Annotated in this window: 12 protein-coding genes; 8 read left to right on the top strand and 4 right to left on the bottom strand. The window is 45.6% G+C overall.

Going from position 1 to position 20,449, the window contains the following annotated elements:
- The first annotated feature begins 15 nt into the window (after positions 1 to 15).
- The 7 genes from BST99_RS08015 (at position 16) to BST99_RS07980 (ending at position 4,276) form a co-directional block, all read left to right on the top strand.
- Positions 16 to 1,287, top strand: coding sequence for a hypothetical protein (locus BST99_RS08015; protein WP_105001335.1), 1,272 nt, complete (start codon positions 16 to 18; stop codon positions 1,285 to 1,287).
- Positions 1,288 to 1,306: 19 nt separating this feature from the next.
- Positions 1,307 to 1,837 carry a hypothetical protein gene (locus BST99_RS08010; RefSeq protein WP_146106244.1) on the top strand — a complete coding sequence of 177 codons (531 nt, stop codon included), beginning with the start codon at positions 1,307 to 1,309 and terminating at the stop codon, positions 1,835 to 1,837.
- 49 nt (positions 1,838 to 1,886) lie between these two features.
- Positions 1,887 to 2,444: a hypothetical protein gene (locus BST99_RS08005; RefSeq protein ID WP_105001333.1), complete on the top strand. Its 558-nt coding sequence runs from the start codon at positions 1,887 to 1,889 to the stop codon at positions 2,442 to 2,444.
- Positions 2,445 to 2,481: 37 nt separating this feature from the next.
- Positions 2,482 to 2,862 carry a DUF2750 domain-containing protein gene (locus tag BST99_RS08000; protein ID WP_105001332.1) on the top strand — a complete coding sequence of 127 codons (381 nt, stop codon included), beginning with the start codon at positions 2,482 to 2,484 and terminating at the stop codon, positions 2,860 to 2,862.
- A gap of 32 nt (positions 2,863 to 2,894) precedes the next feature.
- Entirely contained in the window at positions 2,895 to 3,236 is a 342-nt protein-coding gene (locus BST99_RS07995) for a hypothetical protein (protein ID WP_146106243.1), read from the top strand.
- 241 nt (positions 3,237 to 3,477) lie between these two features.
- Positions 3,478 to 3,948 (top strand): VOC family protein, encoded by a 471-nt coding sequence (locus BST99_RS07985; protein WP_105001329.1) that lies wholly within the window; start codon positions 3,478 to 3,480, stop codon positions 3,946 to 3,948.
- 16 nt (positions 3,949 to 3,964) lie between these two features.
- Positions 3,965 to 4,276, top strand: coding sequence for a DUF6122 family protein (locus BST99_RS07980; RefSeq protein WP_105001328.1), 312 nt, complete (start codon positions 3,965 to 3,967; stop codon positions 4,274 to 4,276).
- Between the two features lie 154 nt (positions 4,277 to 4,430).
- Here BST99_RS07980 and BST99_RS07975 read toward each other — a convergent pair whose 3' ends face one another.
- Positions 4,431 to 4,802, bottom strand: coding sequence for a hypothetical protein (locus tag BST99_RS07975; protein ID WP_105001327.1), 372 nt, complete (start codon positions 4,800 to 4,802; stop codon positions 4,431 to 4,433).
- A gap of 197 nt (positions 4,803 to 4,999) precedes the next feature.
- Here BST99_RS07975 and BST99_RS07970 point away from each other — a divergent pair, with 197 nt between their 5' ends.
- Positions 5,000 to 5,488, top strand: a complete 489-nt coding sequence (locus tag BST99_RS07970; RefSeq protein ID WP_146106242.1) for a hypothetical protein — start codon at positions 5,000 to 5,002, stop codon at positions 5,486 to 5,488.
- Here BST99_RS07970 and BST99_RS07965 read toward each other — a convergent pair.
- From BST99_RS07965 to BST99_RS07955, 3 genes are all read right to left on the bottom strand, one after another.
- Positions 5,485 to 7,209 (bottom strand): amidohydrolase, encoded by a 1,725-nt coding sequence (locus BST99_RS07965; RefSeq protein ID WP_105001325.1) that lies wholly within the window; start codon positions 7,207 to 7,209, stop codon positions 5,485 to 5,487. The two genes, BST99_RS07970 and BST99_RS07965, sit on opposite strands and share 4 nt — an antisense overlap.
- 69 nt (positions 7,210 to 7,278) lie before the next feature.
- Positions 7,279 to 8,010 (bottom strand): pirin family protein, encoded by a 732-nt coding sequence (locus BST99_RS07960; RefSeq protein ID WP_105001324.1) that lies wholly within the window; start codon positions 8,008 to 8,010, stop codon positions 7,279 to 7,281.
- A 124-nt stretch (positions 8,011 to 8,134) separates the two neighbouring features.
- Positions 8,135 to 20,359, bottom strand: coding sequence for a T9SS type B sorting domain-containing protein (locus tag BST99_RS07955; protein ID WP_245916218.1), 12,225 nt, complete (start codon positions 20,357 to 20,359; stop codon positions 8,135 to 8,137).
- Between the last annotated feature and the right edge of the window lie 90 nt (positions 20,360 to 20,449).

Below are 20,449 nucleotides of genomic sequence, written 5' to 3'. Positions count from 1 at the left end.
TTGTAAACCTGCCAAATGACTAAAGCTGTTTTTATCTTTTTTTGCTTTTGTGGCTATAGTCTAACGGGCTTTGCACAGGATAGGGAGGCTTCTACATCCTATGAATTACTGGATTGGAAAGTCAGCAAGTGCGAGGATATCTATAATCCGTATCGACTTCTTAATCGCATTAAAGAGCAGAAGGTATCAAGTGGGAACAGCATTCTTTCAATTCACTTTAGCGAGAACTGTTGTGCGGAGATCCAACCTCGGGTGGAGACTGTAAATGATTCACTTATCATTAGTACAAGTCTTCCTAATGAAGATGATGAAGTGGAGGTGGTAGCTGAATGTGATTGCCGTTGCAGCTTTACTATGGAGCTTCAAATCCGTGGTGAGCTATTAGAAAATCAAGCGATCTATTTGAATGATCGGAAGATTGAGTATTCGGAGGATTTCTATAAGACAGTTCCTGTTTCTTCTTCCAGCTATCAAGGACAGGAGATTAACCGAACCAATAAATATGGCCATCGAGAGGGCAGGTGGTTGACTTTTAATAAAGCTGGTGGCATTGAAATGGAAATCCTCTATCCGGAAAGCTCCTTACTAAAGAAAGGAGAGCGTATTTGGTGGAAAAAGTATTCAGAATCAGGAATGCTACTGTTTTATACGAGTCCAGATAGCACAGCGCGGTGGAATGAGCGAGGCGATTTGTTAAGTGAGATTGTTAATTACCAGAAAGGAGACACTACTTTCCAAAGACGCAATCGGTGGCATGAAAACCTTTCGATACATCTAAGGTGGCTAGAAAGAGCTTATCTTACAACTATTGGAAGTGAGCGTGATACTGCCGTAACGATGGAAATTATAGAAAACGAGTATGTCTACCGAGAAGAATATTATGAAACTGGCCAACCCAGCCTTCTAAAGGTAAGGGATACCACTTTTCGTTGGTTTCCTAATGGGGACTTGGAAGAGCTGCGTTACCCCAATGGAAGACAAAAATTCTATAAAACCGGGCAATTGGAATCCCAATTCCGGGAATGGAAAGAAAAAGGAAAAAAAGGGCAATGGCATTCGGAACACCAGCTAAGTGTTTTGTTTGATGCGGAAAATCAAATAAAAATGATTTCCTATAGTCCTTCTGATGTTCAGCCGACAAGTGAGGTTATGGATTTAACCCTCTATGTTTGGCAATGGGATAAATTCAAGAATTTAATTTCTGACCCACCGAATTGGGAAGGGCCTTACCCTTGGTCGTCTATAGAATCCATCGTTAACTTGTTACCTGAATATGAATTGGAGTAGGTTTATACAGAAGAGTTCTTTGAATATTCAGAAGGACCTTTTTTTACTAGTTGTGATCTTTTGTGTTTGCACTTTTGTTTCTGCTCAAGATGCTGGACTTAAGGAAAAAAAGATCCAGAAATTGGAAGCGGAATGGGAAGAGCTGGTTTATCAAAAGGGCGGATGCATAGGCGGAATGCAGTATGCACATCAACCTCTTGGTGATGAAATGGAAGAGTACCTTGTGTTTGGAATGTCATCTTGGAAGGTCTTTGTTAAACAGGAAAATAACCATCTCTTTGAGTTCCTCATAAGCCAATTTTCTGATACCACTAAAACAAAGGTGCATACCTGTCCTTTTTTTATAGCTACAAATGGGGAAATGGCGGTTTACGCTATCCAAAAAATCACGAAAGTCAATTGGTATGATTTTGAAGATTTCAACTCCTATAAAGACAAAAAAACTACCGGATCTATGGATCAACCGCAAATGTGGTTGAGGTCTATTTTAACTGACCATAGGAAGAGGAAGAAACTTATTGGTTACTACAGAGCATATTACTATAAATAAAGATTAAGTCTTTAATGCTGGCTGTATCCACTAAACTCATTTCTCAAGTATGAAGTCCAACCCCAAAACCCGATTTGCCTTATATACTGCCCTCATTTCCTTTGTTCTAGGCTCAGCAATAATCAGTGGTTATTATTGGACATTGGATTCAGGCTTTGTAACATTAGGATTAATCTTTCTTTTCGTTGCTGTTCTTTTTAATCTGCTTGTTCTTATTCGTCTTTTGTTTTTAGCCCGAAAAGATGATTCTAAACACCCTACTTATTTAAAAACAGCTGGGATTATGCTTTTGAATATTCCCATAGTTCTGGTGTATCTTCAGTTGGCTTTTTCTCTGAGCAGCACGTTTAGGGTGAAATTTGTAAATAGAACTGAATCAGAAATGAGTAATATTCATCTTCAAGGTTGTGATCACTCCTTCATTGGTTCTTTGAAACCTGGAGAGTCAGCAAATATTTCCTTTGAAATACCCAATGATTGTGGCTTATCCGTTCAGTTTTCTTCAGAAGGGAAGGTGTACAACGAAACTATTGCGGATTACCTGACAGTTGGAATGAGTGCAAGCATATCGCATCCACTAGGACGAGGAGATCAGTTCTTTCCATAATCAAATTCAATAATTTCGTTATTCAAATTAACAATCCATGCACCCCAAACAACTCGAAGCCGTTTTTGCCTTAGAATCCAAGAAGCGCTATGAATACCTGATCAAAAAAGTGGCCGATGCTGAGGAGGTGTACGTGATTCTGGACCAGGAAGAATGTTATGTGACCTGCGGCTCAGAGAAGGAAGTAATTATCCCGGTCTGGCCCGAAAGGGAATTTGCAGAGGAATTAATTCAAAGGGAGTGGAAGGACTGCAAGGCACACCCCTTGCATTTAGATGATTTTGCCGATCTGCTGGATGAACTCACAGAAGAAAACTACTTAGTCGCTGGTTTTCCGAACCGAGAGCTCAACGCATCCGTAGTGAGCCCGGAAGATATGATTGCGCACTTGCACGAGGAATTGAAGAAGTACCGGTAAATCGTAAAAGAGTTGAGATTCTGAACTGAACGATGATAAAACGGAGCCCCATTATTCTTTTCTGCCTTTTGTTTTTCGCATTGACCCTGGCTTATAATTACGCCTTCCCCGTCTTTTTGATCAAGGGAACTTATGTGGCACATGTGCAGGGTCAAGACGGTTATTTGGGTGTAAAAGAAGGCGATACCTTGAGGATTCAAGCAGATGGAACTTTCCATAGCCAGAGCTGGGGGTCAGGCACCTACCGAATTGCCAATGATGAAATCACTTTTCGGACAGAAAACGAAGCCATATCGACCTCTTTTAAAAGACCCTATTTTTATGGAAGCCCGAGGATTGCCATTTTTTATGACTTGATTGCAGAATTCGTCTAGTAGTAAATTTAAGATGATAATCACCAATGCCAAGCGGGAAGACGCTAAAATCCTTACCGAACTGACGATTCGCTCAAAGAACCATTGGGGCTATGGCTATGCACAGATTGAGGAATGGCGGCATGAGCAAGGTCCAACCGTTATTGAGATATTATTTTCTAGTATAGAAAGGATTCATAGCCTTTTACAATTGATTTTTGCTTTTTTGCCTATGTTCAGGAGGTAACGAAAATGTGATTCTATGGCAGTGCCTAAAATCAGTGGTTTGTACGAAACCCACTTGGATGTCGAAAACCTCGAAAGATCAATAGGGTTTTATTCGGAGGTTTTGGGGTTAAAACAATGCCGCTTTGACAACAAGCGCCGACTCGCCTTTTTTTGGGTGGGGGAAGACCGGCAGCAGATGTTAGGACTCTGGGAAAAACCCAAGGAAGAAATTGAAAAGCGTCATTTCGCATTTCGTTGTGATCCTGAATGGATAGCCAACGAGTCCATCGACTTTTTAAAATCCCACAACCTGCACTATTGGAATTTTTTGCAGGACGACAATGACAAGCCCATGGTCTTTGTCTGGGTGCCAGCCATAGCGATTTATTTTACCGACCCCGATGGGCATTACCTCGAGTTTTTGGGCTTACTCCCCGGTGAGACCCAGCCCGATGAGGAGCATCGAATCGTGACTTACCAAGAGTGGTTGGAAATGGATAAATAGAAGCCTAACTTCGGGTGTGGAAACATTTCTTCATTACTTCTTACACCTGGTTTTTCCAGTGGTATTGGCCTCTGTGTTTTTCAGAAAGGAGTGGAAAAAGGCCTACCTGATCATGCTGGCCACTATGCTGGTCGACCTGGATCATTTTTTAGCCGATCCCATTTTTCAGGCCAATCGCTGCAGTATTAATTTTCATCCTTTACACACCTATTATGCCATGGGGGTGTATGTACTTTTCTTGTTCCTTCGCCGTCCATTCAGGATCATCGGTCTGGGCCTGTTGTTCCATATGCTGACCGACTATATCGATTGTTTATTGATGAACTAATTCAAAGGTTGAGAATGGTTAGGAAACGGGAAATTATTTCTTCCGTTTACTCGACTTGGCAAAAGGATTAAAATCCAAGGCCAGTTGTACCCTGTAGGCCAAATCCTCTTCTAAATCGAAGCCGTCTGGAGTAACGAAAATGGAATGCGTGCAATTAGGAATCCTTAGGAAGTTTTAAGCCCTTAACCCAGGGAATTTTGGATTCATAGAAAACCAATTTTTTGGTTTTGGTATCAAACCGCGCCTTGGTGTTGCTGAGATCCATGTCTTTACTGCCCTGCAGTTCGATTAGAAGTCCCTTGGACACCCAGGTGCCTTGAACGAACAAGCGTTCTTCGTTCTGTTTTTTTAACTGCCGATAGGATTGGAAGCTGAAAGTTCCGTCAGGATATAATTCTAAAGTGTATTCTGTCTTGGCAGTATTTTCTTCACCAGAGGTAAACAAATTGTATTCTCCAGAAAGACTTTCTTGCTGACTATAGGCGAAAACACTAATAAAAAGACAAAGGGCCGTCAGGAATTTCATCGTTGATTGCTTTGTGTTAATGATATCAAAAATCGTGCCTACTTAAAGTGTATTCCTATGAATTAGAAAAATTTCATTCAATCCATTCGTTCTTAGCTCCTTATCATTCTTTTTAGATTTTATCGAAAACCCGGTTCTGATTGAGTCGGGTTTTTTTGTCCTTAAAATTCTTGTAGCTTACCGTTTAAAACACGCGCATGAAGATACTACCATTCGTATTTGTGCTTGCCTTTTTTATTTTCCTCCCCAGGGTGGAAGCCCAACGTAAAAAAGATAAAGGGGTCTTTGTGCGGGTCTACGATTACCAGGATCAAAAGATTGCCAAAGGCTATATCGAGAGCATCGATCAGGAGTCTGTCGAGGTTGTTTTACGCGGAAAACGAAAGACCTTGGAAGTATCCAATATCAAAAGGATTCGGCTAAAGCGCTCTTATGGAAATCGCATGGCCAAAGGATCTTTAATAGGCCTTTCTTTGGGCGCCGGTATGGCCTTAGCCACCGATATCAGTACCGACGATGACTTCTCCAGGGATTTAGGGTATGTTATTTTTCCGTCTCTGGGTGTATATGGTGGAGGCATTATCGGGGGAATCACTGGTATATTCAAGAAGCCGATTGAGGTCTACATCAATGGCAATCGGGAGCAAATGCAGAACTTTATCGACTTACTCGGCTCTAACCCTTAGTTACTTCCCGCTTGGTAAACGACCTGGCCATTGAAGATGGTCATGGCGATCTGGGTATCCAAAATCTGAGATTCCTCAACCGTCATAATATCTTGGCTGTAAATGGTGAAATCCGCCAAATACCCGGCTTGGATACTGCCTTTAAAGTCTTCTTCAAAAGCACCATAGGCCGCATCTAAAGTATACGAGCGCAAAGCCTGTTCCCGCGTCATCTTTTGTGCTGGTTCAAAGCCACCTTCTGGAAAGCCTTTCAGTGTTCGCCGACTCACACTGGCGTAAAAACTTGCGATGGGGTTAATCGGTTCAACGGGGACATCGGTTCCATTGACTATGGGCACACCACTTTCTAAAAGCGTTTGCCACATATAGGCGCCTTCTACGATTCGTTTTTCTCCCAGGCGATCGATGGCCCAAGGACGGTCGGATGAAAGGTGAATGGCTTGCATAGCCGGAATGACCTTAAGCTCTGCAAAGCGCGGAATGTCTTCTGGATGCAGGTGTTGGGCATGCTCAATTCTAAATCGGTGGTCTGTGGTCTTGTTCGGATTTCCTTTAATGGCGATCTCATAGCGATCAAGGATTTCGCGATTGGCCCGATCTCCGATGGCGTGAGCACAAACTTGAAAGCCGTTTGCCAGACCGGTGATGGCGGTTTCTTTCACGAATTCCATGGGTAAAGTCTCATGCCCAAAGTGCCCAGGCCGGTCAGAGTATTCTTCCAATAACCAAGCTCCTCTTGACCCCAAGGCGCCATCGCAATTCAACTTAATCGATCGAAAAGTCAGGCGGTGATCCGGATCAACATAAGGCCCCGTTTTGTACCATTCTTCTAGAAGTTCCTTATCCCACCCGGTGAGCATCGCATACATGCGCACATTGAGTTGACCTGCTTTTTTCTTGGCTTGATAGAGGGCTATGTTTTCTCGACCGATTCCGGCATCGTGAAAACTCGTGATGCCATTGCGGTGACAAGCTTTTACCGCCAATTCAAAGGCTTTGTTGTATTGATCGTTCGTGATCTCCGGAATGTTTTTGGTGATCAGGAGTTGGGCTCTTTCGTTAAATACACCCGTTGGGCGTCCTGTTTTATCTCGGATGACTTCTCCACCTTCCACTTCCATCATGTCAAGACCTTCCATGGGTAACACACGCAGTCCAGAGAGTTCCATCGCCTTGGCGTTGGCAAAACCGGCATGACCGCTTGCGTGGCTTAGGTATACCGGATTATTAGGAGACACAGCACTGAGCATATCGTGGGTCTGAAAACCATCTACGGTCTCTCCTGGGATGGAATCCCATTTACTTTGGTGCCAACCGCGGCCTAGAATCCACTCTCCTGGTTCGGCGGTCTTGACCCGTTCGGCGACCATTTCTACAATTTGTTCATAGCTCGTTGTGTTGAGCAGGTCGAGGTTAAGTTCATTAACGCCCAATCCCATAAAGTGACCATGACCTTCAATGAGTCCTGGAGTCATGGTCTTGCCTTCCAAATCCATTCTTTCGGTTTCGGCTGTGGCAAATTTTTCGGCTTCTTCCATGCTTCCCGCAAAAAGAATGATGCTGTCTTTTACTGCTACTGCTTCAACTGTTGTCTGTGTAGAATCGACCGTGTAGATTGGCCCCCCATAAATCAAAAGAGTGGCTTGTTCCTCTGTTGCTTTACTGCAACTGGCAAGCAGAATGAGGGCAAATAACAAAGACAAAGGATAAGGGAAGCGCATAAGATGTGATTTTCAGAAATAAACCCAAAAGTTACGAATTAATCTCCCTTATCCCTTGCTGGAATTTGATTAGCGAAGCTCCATAGGTACTTCCATCAGCAGTATTTTGGCATTACTGCTTGCCTTGATCGCAAACTCAGATATATCCGAAATACCCAGGCCGTCCCGGCGTTCTAATTCCTGCCCCGCTAGCTGTACGTCCCCTTCTAGGACAAAGGCATAAACACCGTTGTTTTGTGGGTCTTTCAGCTTGTATGTCAACTCAGTTCCTTCATCCAATTCTCCGAGATGAAACCATGCGTTTTGGTGAATCCAGACGCCCTCATCATCCGCATTAGGTGAAAGAATTTGTTGTAGGGTGTTGTGTCGGTCTTCTTTCTTGAGACTAATTTGATCATAGCGAGGACTTACGCCTTGCTTGTTGGGGAAAATCCAAATCTGCAGGAACTTTACTTCCTTGTCATTATTCGCATTGTACTCAGAATGCTGAATCCCGGTTCCCGCACTCATCACTTGAAGATCACCTTCACGAATGACCTCTTGGGTCCCCATGCTGTCTTTGTGCTCCAAGTCACCTGATAAGGAAATAGAAATAATTTCCATATTGTTGTGGGGGTGAGTACCAAATCCCATTCCTGGAGCTACAGTATCATCATTCAACACACGGAGTACTCCAAAATTCATCCGGTTCGGGTTGTGATAACTTGCAAAACTGAAACTGTGGTAAGAATCCAACCATCCGTGATTGGCATGTCCTCTGGTATCGGCCTTGTGCAACACTGTTTTTACTGTTGTATCCATACTTTTTGTTTTTTGACTTGTTCAAAATTAATAGAGAAGAAAGCCCTAAGCATTCATCTAGATGAATAAAAAAGCCCCGGGTGGTTATCCCGAGGCTTTTGAGTTGAGCTAGTTAAGGTAGTGTTTATCTGTACAAGGTGAAATGACCAATAAATTCTCGCTGGTCCGTTTCGCCTTGGAGTTTGAGGATATACCAATAGTCTCCGGCTGGAAGTTTAGTACTTTGATAGAAACCATCCCATCCATCTTGATTTCCATTAATCAGATAGATTTCTCGTCCATAGCGATCAAAAATTTTGATCAACATATTGGGATAATTTTCTGTATTTCGTGGTTTCCAGACATCGTTTTTGGAATCACCATCCGGAGTAAAGTAATCCTGGAATTCAATATCGATAAAGGTCATAAAGATTTCCTGGGTGATCGAACAGCCATTCTCATCCGTGACGGTCACACTGTAATAGCCCGTACTGTTGATGATGTATTCTCTTTCTGTGGTAGGATTACCTCCATTGAAGTAGACTTGGTAGTTCCCAGACCCTCCATCAATGTTAGTACGGATCCGGTTAATTCCGGCCTCTTCCAATTGCAACTGCAAAGGCTCGAAAACCTCAATTTCAAAATCGATGGTATTCATACATCCGTTGCTGTGTAAGAGGGTGATGGTGTGCATACCTCCACTCAGGTTGGTGAAGTTGTTGTCCAGGGTCATTCGTGCAGGATCAGTAGTGTCCAGACCAACCAATACATTGGCAGCCACGGTAGGATCTTCAAAAATGATGTCGACTCTACCTTCTGTGCTGCCCGTCGGATCACAGTAGTATGTTACTCTTGCTTCTGCTGCCAGGTTGATGCCCGGATTGATTTCGACTACTTCAGAGCTTTCGCATCCACGAGAATCACGCACAAAAACCACATGTGTACCACTTGTCAGGTTGCTGTAGTCCAGAATACCCTCATGGAAATCGGCATCGGTATTGCTGTTAAGACTTGTGAAATAAGGTGCTGTTCCCCCGACAATACTCAGGCTTATAGCGCCATCCCCGCTGCCTAGGCAGACTTCATCCGATGTGCTGGTCGTAAGTTGAAGTTCTTGAGGCTCTACCAAGGTAAATTCAATCACTTCAAAACAACCGTTGCTGTCTTGTGCAATAACCGTGTAATCCCCAGGACCCAATTCTTCAATAAGACTTTGGTCGTCAAATTGATTCAGGTTAGGAGAAATCGCGAATTGATAGTCTCCACTTCCTCCACTGATGTTTACTTGTACAGCTCCGTTGTTATTTCCTTGACAACTGATCTCGGTAATATCTACTGATACATCTAAAGGAGCAGGTTGGGAGATTTCGATGACCGAAGACAAAGTTTCACAGTCCACACTTTGTACATGAACATAGTAGGTTCCAGGAGGCAGATCGGTAAAAATACCGCTGCTTTGAGCAGGTCTAATGGTGGTTGCCATGGAGGCATCAGCAAATAAACTGTATTGGTAGTTGCCTAATCCTCCATCAGCCTCAGCGCTGATCAGTGCTGTACTGTCTCCGTTACAGTTGATAAAGGCCGCCGAGGTATCTATATCAAGCGTTAAAGCAGGTACAGCCTCTATCCTCAATTCATTGCTAATGATAGAAGTACAATTGAAACTGTCTCTCAGGTAATAGCTGTAGGTTCCTACACCCACATTACCAAAGACATGAGTTCCTATACCGGCAGTCTCGTTCATAGCATTGAAGGTGATTCCATCCGTACTCCAGGTGTATGGGCCCGTTCCTCCTGTTGCGGTAAGTAACAGTTCGGCATCACTTGTACAACTCAGTTCCTGGGTTTTAGTCAATTGACCCCGAACATCGGTTGGATCTACAATTTGTACTATGGCTGTCTCGAAGACACAATTCGATTCATCAGAAATACGAACACTGTAATAACCAGCACCCAGATTTTCAAATAGGCCAGTTCCTTGAGGGGTTGAATTGTTCAGTAAGACAGCACCACTAGCATCGTTATAACTCAAGAGTTCATAGCGGTAAATTGGACTAACATTGCGGGGATCTTCCAGAGCGGTTACGCTGGCATCCTGATCCCCTTCACAAACCAAATTGGTTGCACTGATACTTGCGGTAATCGGGTCAGGGAGGATAAAATTGAAAGCATTAGTAAAGACATGCGTACACCCTAAAGCGTCCGTAATTTCCACCGTGTAATCCCCAGAAGAGAGACCCTCAAATAGGTGGGCATTGGTATTGGTAATGTCCGTTCTAGTTCCTGACGGAATATGGATGATCGATATGCTGTATGGGGCTTCACCGCCTGTCGGGCTAATCTGTACGCTGCCCTGGTCATCTGTACAACCAACACTAGACATTTCTGTGGTATTGATGGTAATGGGGGCGTCTGGCGTTGTGATGTTAAATGACCTCACTTGGCTACAATCTGGGAATCCATCTTGTTGTACTTCAACCAGGTAATTCCCGGCTGGAACCGCGATAGGTGCTGTTGGTCCCATCGTTGCTGAGCTACCACTTAGGATTGGCGGTCCATCGTCTGAACGATCAGCAGGGGTGCCATTAGTGGAATAGATATCCCAAGAGAATCCACCACTGAAGTTGGCATCTGTAATAGACAATCGAATGGATCCATCATCGCCATAACAAACAACATCAGCTAGTTTTTCTACCTCTAGGTCAAAGGTATTCGGGTCACTCACGGTATGGGTCAATACGACTTCACATCCTGTATTGATATTGTGTGCGACAAAGCTGTGTGTACCTACTTGTAGGTTGTTGAATGTATTCGAAGCCTGGAAGCTCACTGAAGGCAATTCACGGAACTGGTAGTTAGCAGGATCGGATCCATAATTGGTCAGAGCTGAGCTGATATCAATCCTGATACTTTCTCCAGAATTTGTACATCCCAAAGTTTGGGTAACCGTGATACTGCTACTTTGAATTTCATCAAAGGCTGGTACGGTAGCTGTCGTAGTGCCTATACAGCCTTGGTCATCGTATACATATATGGCCAAATCAACTCCAGCAAAATCCGTAAAGTTCAGGGTAGAACTGCTGCCTGATTGAAGCACAGTGCCACTGCCGTTATCGACAAAGTCAAATCGAACAAAGGTGTCACTTCCTCCGCTAAGACTACCCAGGTCAACACTGACTTCGGCATTGTTAGCGGTGTTGTCAGAACTACACTCAAAAGGAGTCACATTTGCACTTACACTGATGGCAGACGGTTCATTAATGACAATATTGGTGATGTCTGTTGTACAACCATTGGGCCCTGTTCCACTGACCGTATAGGTGCCGGCAGGAAGGTTGATAAAGCTGTTGGTAGCCGCATCGAAGGTTCCCGCTACGGGGCTAATGCTATAATTCAAGGGGTTATTTCCGTTATTGATTTCGCTCAGGCGAATACTACCGTCCGAAGCACCAAGGCAACTCACATCACTGTGGTTTTCGGTAAAGTCGGGTTGAATGGCAGGAGGAACCACCACCGTGAAACTCCGGCTGCATTGAGGTCCGCTGGTACCGTTGTCATAAATAGTTACCGTATAGGTTTCTGCATTACTGACCGCCTGAATAAAGGATGGCGTTGGTAAAGCTTGACGACTGATTACTGTACCCGAACCATCGGTTATTTCATAGTCATAGCTACCTGAACCGGCACTTACTTCAATGGCGATTTCTGCATCGACTGTACAACCCAAAAGGGTTACCAGACTGGCTGTCACTTGAAGGGTGGGGTGCACGGTAATCGCTTGGCTATCCGTACAGCCATTACCATCTCGGATGAATAGGGTATAGGTGCCCGCCTCGACATTGGTGAACAGACCTCCATTGTTTACAAAGTTTATTCCTCCATCGATGGAATACAAAATGGTGGCCGAAGCACTACTCGCCGTGACTTGAACCTGAGCCGCTCCACCGCAATTATCGATAGCAACAGCATCGATCGTAGGGTTAGGAGAAAGATTCAGAGCAATTCCGCCCAGACTGGCTGAACATCCGTATTGGTCCTGAATATCCACATTGTAGGTTCCTGCAGGGGAGTTTGCTGGAATAGCAATAGGGTTATCTGCCGTACCGGTAATGGTCACAAAAGGAGCGGGTCCGGTTACGGTATAGGTGAAGGTTCCCCCACCACCTTGGATGTTGTCTACTGAAATATAGCCTGGGTTTTCACAGGAAATATCTTGAATCACAGAAAGGTTGGCTGTAATCGGATCCAGCTCTTCCAGCAACAGATTCTCACTACCAGAAATACACTGGGGGTTTCCTCCACTATCGATTTGAACCACTTCAATATGGTATTCATCTGGAGAAAGTCCTGTTACGGTAACCGTCGTACTGTAAGGAACATTTCCACCGCTATTGGCTACAACCGTTCCAGCAAGGCTATACAGCGTCCAATTCATCTCCGGTTCGGTCGACCCATCTGTATCCGTAATGGTGTAGGTAATAGAACCGTTGTTGGCACCACTACAAGATGGGCTGTAATCTGCCGTGATCTCCATCGGGTTGGTAATGATGTCGTTGACATTGACATTACTCTGGCGAATACATCCCACAGCATCTCGAACATAGAAGGTATAGGTACGACCCGGCACCAAGTTAGGGAAGGTATACGTTGACCCTAAGGGCAGAGGAGCGGTCCAAGGATGGTCGGCCGGTGCAGCTGGATTGAAATTTGCTGGATCTTCAGAATAAGTGTATTCATAGGGTCCTGTTCCGTTTTGACCGCGTACGGTTACCTGCAATTCGTCGCAGTTGACGATGATTGGTAAAATGGTGATATCCAGGTCATCCAGTGGAAATGGAATAATAAAAGGTGCTAAGTCTGTTTGACAAATTGTGTTGCCTAAGCCATCTACGGTTCTCATAGAAGGGTACACTGTTTGGCCAGAAATATAACCGGTGAATTGATCACTTGTTCCAGGAGCACTGTTGTCACCAATCCAGGTGGCGCCTCCGTCAGCACTGAATTCTATGGTTCCCAGACTTGCAGGGTATCCACTGAATCCAAATCCAAAATCATTGATATTACCGGTACATGAAGCCGGGGTAATACCATCTACTGTGGCTGTGAGTTCTGCTGGCTCCACAATACTTACTGTGGTGATCGTTTGAGAACAGCCGAGCGCATCGGTAACCGTAATATCGTAGTCTCCAGCCTGGAGGTTGAAGTAATTGTTGGTCGTACTCATCACACCCGTTTGGGTTTGATCTGCAGCACCACCATTGGTTATATCCACCAAGGTATAGGTGAAAGGTGCGAGTCCGCTGGTTACATTAACTACAATGTCTCCCGTACCACCGAAACATTCTGGATCGGTCGGCGTGGCCGTAATGGTTAAAGGAACAGCAGGGTCAACGGTCACTGTTTCGCTGTATTGACAAACCGGAGCGTTTCCATTGTCGTCTCTCACATAAACCTCGTAGTCACCGGCTGCGGCATTGGCCACACTAAAGCTGTTTGTTGGACCAAAGTCACTATTGCTTACCGTTGTACCGGTTGGGAGGAAGGCATAGACATAATTGCCGTCTCCACCAGAAGGAGTCACCAGGATAGAACCATCGGCGCAAGCACTTACTGGAGTTACATCTACTTGAGCGAGGATCTGGTCCTCAATGGTGATGCTTTGGGCTGGGACGGTACAGTTGAATTGATCCGTCACTTCAATGGTATAAATGCCATTAGATAGTCCAGTAAATGTGTGGGTTGTTGCTGTCGCCGGACTCGGGCTGATCCAAGCGCCTCCATTGATGCGGAAGGTATAACCACCATTTCCGCCAGTAACATTCACACTCACAGTTCCGTTGTTTAAACCATCGTAGCAACTTGTTGCGCTGAGGTCGTAAACCACGGTTTGCGGTGCTGTAACCGTTACAGCAGTTCCTAGAAGTCCTTCGCAGGAATTGGCATCTCGTACACGAACCAGGTAATCTCCATCAGCAATTCCGGTGAAGAGAGGACTGCTTTGATAGGCCGCAACTATAGTGCCTCCAGAAGTTTCCAGTTGATACTCATATCCTGGCGTTCCTCCAGTCGCTGTGGCTTCTAGTGTTGCACCTGTATTAAAACAAGTGTATTGCTCGGTCATGTTTAGTGTCGTGGCCAAGGCGTTAGGTTCACTAAGGTTTGTCGAAATACTGGCTGTACAACTGGTGTCATTTGCTTTGCGAACATCCACGGTATAGCTTCCTGCGACCAGACTTGCACTTGTTGTGACAGGCGAGCTCATCGAAAGAATCCAATTGGTGCCTCCGTCCAGGCTGTATTCGAATCCGTCCACCGGATTGAAGTTGTTGACTTCAAATCGAATAGAACCATCTGTTCCTCCATTACAAGAGGGATCATTGCTCGCCAAGAGTTGTGCAGCAAACTCTTGATTGGCCTCCACGACGATGGCGATGTCTTGTGTGCTTGGGCAGACTTCCGGAATCTGAGAGGCTTCGATATCGTCCAAGACCAAATCGTTTCCGAAATCAGAATCCAAGTTGGTTCTCAAAACAATATCGACTTGTGTATTTGCACCCGGATCGAAGGTAAAGGTGTAGTTGTACCAATCGTCTGCATTGGTATTTTTAGGAACATCTCCGGTGGTTGCACTGCTGATGACAGTTCCGGTATTGTCCAAAAGCTCGATCAGGATGTCGGGGTTGTTTCCATTGGCCGTACTACGGAGCATATTGTAGGCGTAGAAGGAAAGGCTGATTTCACGGTTAGGAAGAACTTCCACATTTCTTCTAGCCCATAAGATGTTGTTGTTTCCATGGGTGGTACTGACATCAATGGCTAAGAATCTTCCGTTGGTCAGACCGGTGTGATCATTTGGACTCAGCCAGCCTGTAATGGGGTTGGTCACAAATGAGGTCACGGTGTATTCTCCGTTGACCAAGATTCCGGCAGGACCATAGTTACATGGGGTAATACTGCCGTCCTGAGGCTCGTAGCAGTAACCGGGTCCCACATCAATATTATCCGTTGTAGGTCCAGCACCAAAGTCTTCCAGGAAAAGGCGACTTTGGTCTGGCGTAATCGTGCTGGAGTAACCTACGGTCAAGGTGTGGTTTCCTGGTGCTAAGTTGGTGAATACCGCATTATCTACCGGGGTATTTAGGGTTCCATTTAAACTATAGGTATAGCTAAAGTCGGTTGTGTTTGTGCTCGAAACCGTTAAATTCCCTGTTCCATCGCAGTTGTAATCAACGGCGGTAGAAAGACTAGGATCAACGGGTAAATTAGGTACTACTATGCTCAGGTTTTCTGAACATCCAAGGGCGTCTCGAACAGCCAATTGATAGGTTCCCGATAGCAAATAAGCGGAGTTGTTGTTTCCAAAAGAGCTGCCTCCGTCAAAGCTGTACTCATAAGGAGCTTGTCCACCATGAACATTCAGAATTTTTACCAAGGCCCCGGTCCCTGTGCTGCAGGATTCTGTTTCAGTAATTGCTGGCGAGGCCGTAAGGGCTTGGGGTTGGTCAATGGTATATTCAATGGTCTGGGTACACTCTGCTCCGGGGGTGCCTGTGGAATCCATCACCGTAATGGTGTAGGTTCCTGCCGCCAGGTTGACAAAGGTATCGCTGCTTTGGAAGGTGGTTCCATCTAAGCTGTACTGGTAGGGTGCGTTTCCGCCGGTGACTGAAACAGTCAGGCTTGCCGTTGAAGAATCAGCACAAAGAATAGGGGTATTCGTTCCACTTACATTCAGAGCACCCGGTTCCTGTACTTCGACCACATTCGAGAGGGCATAGCAACCGTTGCTGTCCATCACGAGAAAGACGTATTCCCCAGCTTCTCCTGGGTAATATACCGCTGGGTTACCCCGGTATCCAAAGACAAAGTTGGTGTTGGTTTGGAAGTCTCCTGCAGGAATAGAAGCTGCATCGGTGTAAAGAGGAGTTCCGTCTTTGCTCCAGATCGCAAAAAGGTAATCTGGTGCTGGTTGTCCACCACCGGGAGTCAGGTTAACGGTCCCTGATGTACAGGTAATATTCGCAGTAGTTAAAGCCGAAAGCGTTATTTCGGGAATTTCATTTACAACCACAGATTGGGTATCGGTACAACCGTCTTCTGTAGTGCTAAGAACCAAGTAATTACCGGGATTGACATTCGTAAAGATGTGTCGGTTATCTGGAGAGGCCAATTGACTGTCTACTAAACTACCTAATCCGCCATTGGATCCGTCGTCCAAGCGCAGTTCGAAGTTGTAGTTCGGCAGAACGTTGAGCGCTTGTACATCTACTGTTCCGAGTTGATTACAGTCGGCTGGAGTGGTGCTGATAGTCACCTGGTAATCTCTTTCCAAAATACCGATGTCTTCTGTTTCAAAAACACAGCTGTTGGGAAGTGGATTTCCGGTAGTTGGATCCAAAGGAGAAACCTGAACCTTGTACGTTCCACTTTGGGTCAAATCAAAGTTTGGACCGTTGTTGGCTGAGAAAGGAACCACAACAGAATTGTCACCGGCATTAATCAACTGAAATCCGTAACCACTCCCCAAATTGGTGATGCGGATATTTCCTGGAGTCGTACAGAAAATATCAGAAGAGGTGTAGTTGATGTCGAGTTCATTCTGGAATACATTAAAATAGAATCGACTAAAACAGCCGTTCTGGTAGTTGATCACCACGCGGTACTTTCCGGCTTCGGTGATGGTCAACGTATTTTGTGTCGCTAGGTTGTTCCAAACACAGCTCCCGTTCTTGTTGGCACAGTCATCCCCTGCATCAGTACAGCTTCCCTCGTCCAATTTTTCCCAGACAATGCTATCTGCATCGGTGATTCCTAGTTGAATGGTAGCCTCATCGTTTTGGCCACAGAGAAAGATCTTAGGCAGTAAATCGCCATCGACAGAGCAACTGACAATTTCTCCCTGTAAATCGTTATCGGGATTGGCGTCGGCATTGACCTGATTGAAGTAGTCGATTACCGGGTTGGTCTGTGTGGTACCAAAGCGCTCCGCTAGGATGAATTCCTCCTGATCCGGACAGCTTACGCCTCCCTCTTTGGCTACCATATAGAAACCAATATCAGTAACCAAAAGGGTAGAAGGATCACTATCTGGATCTCCGTCATTGAGTACAGTGTCTCCAGCATCGATTTGTTGGTTGTTGTTGGTATCCAGGTACCAGATGTATCCGCTAAAGCCGTTTCCAGCAGAAAGGATGACATCGTCTCCACAGAGTTGTACTGTTCGAGCCGTACTACAACTACTCAAATCGTCCAGCAAGGTGTTGCTGGCAGAAGCCGCCAAAGGAATACAGTTTGAAACCGGATTCGATGCGGGATCATCCGAAAATGTATTGGTGTTGACTACTCCGTTGTAATATGAGAAGGCTTGATTTTCAAGAGTGCCAGAGCAAGCGTCAATAAAATTCGAGCAGTTATCAGAAATGGTCACCATAATACGAATGGTGTATTCGGGGTCACCTATTTCGACGAGTCCATCCGGAATCGTCAAGGTAATTAGACGGGTGGCCACATCGTAGGTATAGCTTACTCCGGAGGCATTCACCAAATTGATGTTGTCTAGTACCACATTGGCAGGTAGGGTATTCTGAATGGTGTAATTGGAGGCCGCATCATCGCCTACGTTTTGGAATCGAAGGACGTACTCAATGGTTTGACCCAAGTTGACTCCTTGTCCGGTAATATCTACGCCCCCGAGGTCTTCTGTGGTGTTGGTTAGAACAATTTGAGGAGCCACTACCGGAACATAGCTGGCTGTGCTGACACTTCCATCAGCATTTACTCCTGGTGTGCCAAAACCGTACTCTCCACCGTCATTTCCATCGGCATTAGCGTCTTTATAAAATTCGTTGGCATCGGAACAACCGTCTCCATCGCTATCGAGGTCTAATTGATCCGGAATCCCGTCTCCGTCGGTGTCGCAACCTGTGGTGAGAAGAACGCCTCTTAGATTCGTAGGGCCGACCACGGCTTGATCAAGAATAACGGTATTGTTTCCACTTCCATTCCAGGTAATTGGAGAAGGAGGAGTATCCAGTGTCATGGCTTCCAATGGACCATTGGAGGAGCGACTTCCGAAGAGTTGAAATTCTCCTGCTTCATTGATCACTACCCGCAAGATGGGCGTTCCATTCGAACCGGAAATAGACCAAATGTTCGGAATACCGTTTTCACCGTACATATAGCCATCGGCAAAGCGTGCTTTGTTCCCCGCCAAGCTCAGTTGGAATTGTATCTCACCGGCAACATCATTACCATTGATGTTCAAATTAAAGGAGTTGTCAAGGCTAAAAATATCAACGATGAGGTAGTTGGTTGCCGTCATTGTAGTACTGCTGTGAGAATCTCCATTGGTGACATTAAAAGCCAAACCAATACACTCGTCTACATCGTATATACCATCGTTATCGTCGTCGACATCCGCTGTGTCGATGACGCCATCGTTGTCGGAATCATTGTGTATTGTAATACCAGCAGAAGGATGGTCTTCTGTCAAATTGTCATCGACCTGATCCTGGGTATGAGTCACTTTGTTTACTACACTGATCAGCGGAAGTATATCAATTTCATCTGCGCGTACTTCCAGTTCTAGCTCAGCTGTTTCACCACCGTTCAGGGTGCCCACGTTCCAGGTGTTGCCACTCCAGGTTCCGTGAATGGTAAAGGCGTTGACCAAGGTCAATCCTGCTGGAATATTATCGGTGAATTGCAGGTTGGTTACAGGGTCTACGCCTAGATTGCGTGCCCGGATGGTAAAGGTGGCTGTTTCTCCTTCTATAATTTCAGTTTTGTCCACTGTTTTGTTCACTGCGATATCGGGAACACAGTAAAGAGCGGTGATGGATTGTGAGTCATAGGTACAGGGTCCTTTGGTACCTCGGACAAAGTAGTCCCCGGCAATCGTCGGAGAATAGCTTGACCCGTTGGCTCCAGGAATAAGTTGACCATCACCATACCATTGATAGGCATCGAAGTTACCGGTCGCCTCCAAAATCTTAGAACCGACAAAGCATCCACTACTTCCGATAATTTCAAGATTTACTACAGGTACGGTGTCAAATCCAGAAAAGTATCCAGCAACTCCACGGGCTCCGTTTACTCCCACAAATCCGACAGCGATTGGTCCAGAGGACTGCACACTAACATTTCCTTGAAGATTAGGGATGTAGTAAGTTTTCCAATCGGGTGTTCCTGCAGCAAATACGGGTGCAGGCAGAGTTACAGCGCCATTGCTGTCAAAAACACGAATATTGGCTTCGGGAGTGGTGGTCGAGGCGGTAATGGTTACCCCACCGTCGAGTGTGGTGCCCGCCATATTGGTAATGTCCGGAATGTTATCCATGACATCGGGTAGTAAGCAGTTAACCGGAGCTACAAAGTTCAACCCATGGGTGTAGACTTGAGTTGCGCCCGCCATACTCTGATACGCATAAACATCTTTGGAACTTCTTACATACATATTGGCCCCAGCGGTTTGAGAGGAATAGTAAGTACCTGGGATTTCGACGTAGTCCCCGCTATTAAGGGTGGCAAAGGGGGTCGGTGAACCCGCGACAAAAACGTCTGTATTGTCTTGGGTTGCAATAATCAAAGGGAATTCAGTGGCGTTAGTACCATTAGCCCGTATGAACAGGTATTCTTTTCCTAGTCGGTTCTCGGGTACAGGCTGATCGATGGCAGCATCCCGGTTTCCCTTGCCGGCTTGCCGTCCGGTGTTTAGACCACCATTACTGATGACAATGGGCTTATCAGATTCTACCGTTGAACCAATCCAACCGTCGATATGGGCTACAGGACTTTGGGCGAGGTAAGTTTCAAAAACAAAGGTTTCATTGGCATTCAAGGTGATGGTATAGGTGTCGTCTGTGATTCCACCCGCATTACTTCCTTGTCGGAATTGACAATCTGGGTCATACCCGTAGAGCTGAACCGTGGTGTTGTCTTCCGTGGCCATAATCCCTAGGGTATTTGATTTTGAATTGTGGGCTCCTAGGTTGGGCAAACCTCCCCACTTAAATCGAGTTCCTATGGCAACTCGTCCTTTGGAGGTGAGAGAGGCTGCTTGAGCGCTGGATACCCCTCGGTAATTGACATAAAAGCGGAATCCTGCTGGAGATTCAAATCGCAAACCAGAATTGGTTAAGACATATCCGGTGTTGGCATTGGTGACCAGGGTTATGTTGTTATCTCCATCGGGCACACTGTGAACAGTAGGAGCAGTATTCGATATGGTGTAAGAGGCCACCGGGGTCGTGTTGGTTCCCTGATAGACGTTCACTACAAAAGGGTTGGGTTCCGGGGTGGATAAGTGGATCGCTTGCTGTTGAATGGCAGCATTGTTCTTCCCCTGCTTCAGTGGCGGGAGGTAGTGCAAGTCGCTCAACTGTGCTTGCAATGCTGAGGTGAATAAAAATAAGAAGAGGCCTAGCAAAGCGATCTTCGGCGAAATGAATTTCCTGCGTAG

Source organism: Aureicoccus marinus (assembly GCF_002954325.1).
Taxonomy (GTDB): domain Bacteria; phylum Bacteroidota; class Bacteroidia; order Flavobacteriales; family Flavobacteriaceae; genus Aureicoccus; species Aureicoccus marinus.
Note: the sequence above shows the minus strand (reverse complement) of the source record. Positions and strands in the feature narration are given on the sequence as shown.

Bases quoted from the DNA above. Each gene is read 5' to 3' on its own strand.
- BST99_RS07965 (WP_105001325.1), bottom strand. From the start codon at position 7,209: ATGCGCTTCCCTTATCCTTTGTCTTTGTTATTTGCCCTCATTCTGCTT.
- BST99_RS07970 (WP_146106242.1), top strand. From the start codon at position 5,000: ATGAAGATACTACCATTCGTATTTGTGCTTGCCTTTTTTATTTTCCTC.
- BST99_RS08015 (WP_105001335.1), top strand. From the start codon at position 16: ATGACTAAAGCTGTTTTTATCTTTTTTTGCTTTTGTGGCTATAGTCTA.
- BST99_RS08000 (WP_105001332.1), top strand. From the start codon at position 2,482: ATGCACCCCAAACAACTCGAAGCCGTTTTTGCCTTAGAATCCAAGAAG.
- BST99_RS07960 (WP_105001324.1), bottom strand. From the start codon at position 8,010: ATGGATACAACAGTAAAAACAGTGTTGCACAAGGCCGATACCAGAGGA.
- BST99_RS08005 (WP_105001333.1), top strand. From the start codon at position 1,887: ATGAAGTCCAACCCCAAAACCCGATTTGCCTTATATACTGCCCTCATT.
- BST99_RS07985 (WP_105001329.1), top strand. From the start codon at position 3,478: ATGGCAGTGCCTAAAATCAGTGGTTTGTACGAAACCCACTTGGATGTC.
- BST99_RS07975 (WP_105001327.1), bottom strand. From the start codon at position 4,802: ATGAAATTCCTGACGGCCCTTTGTCTTTTTATTAGTGTTTTCGCCTAT.
- BST99_RS07995 (WP_146106243.1), top strand. From the start codon at position 2,895: ATGATAAAACGGAGCCCCATTATTCTTTTCTGCCTTTTGTTTTTCGCA.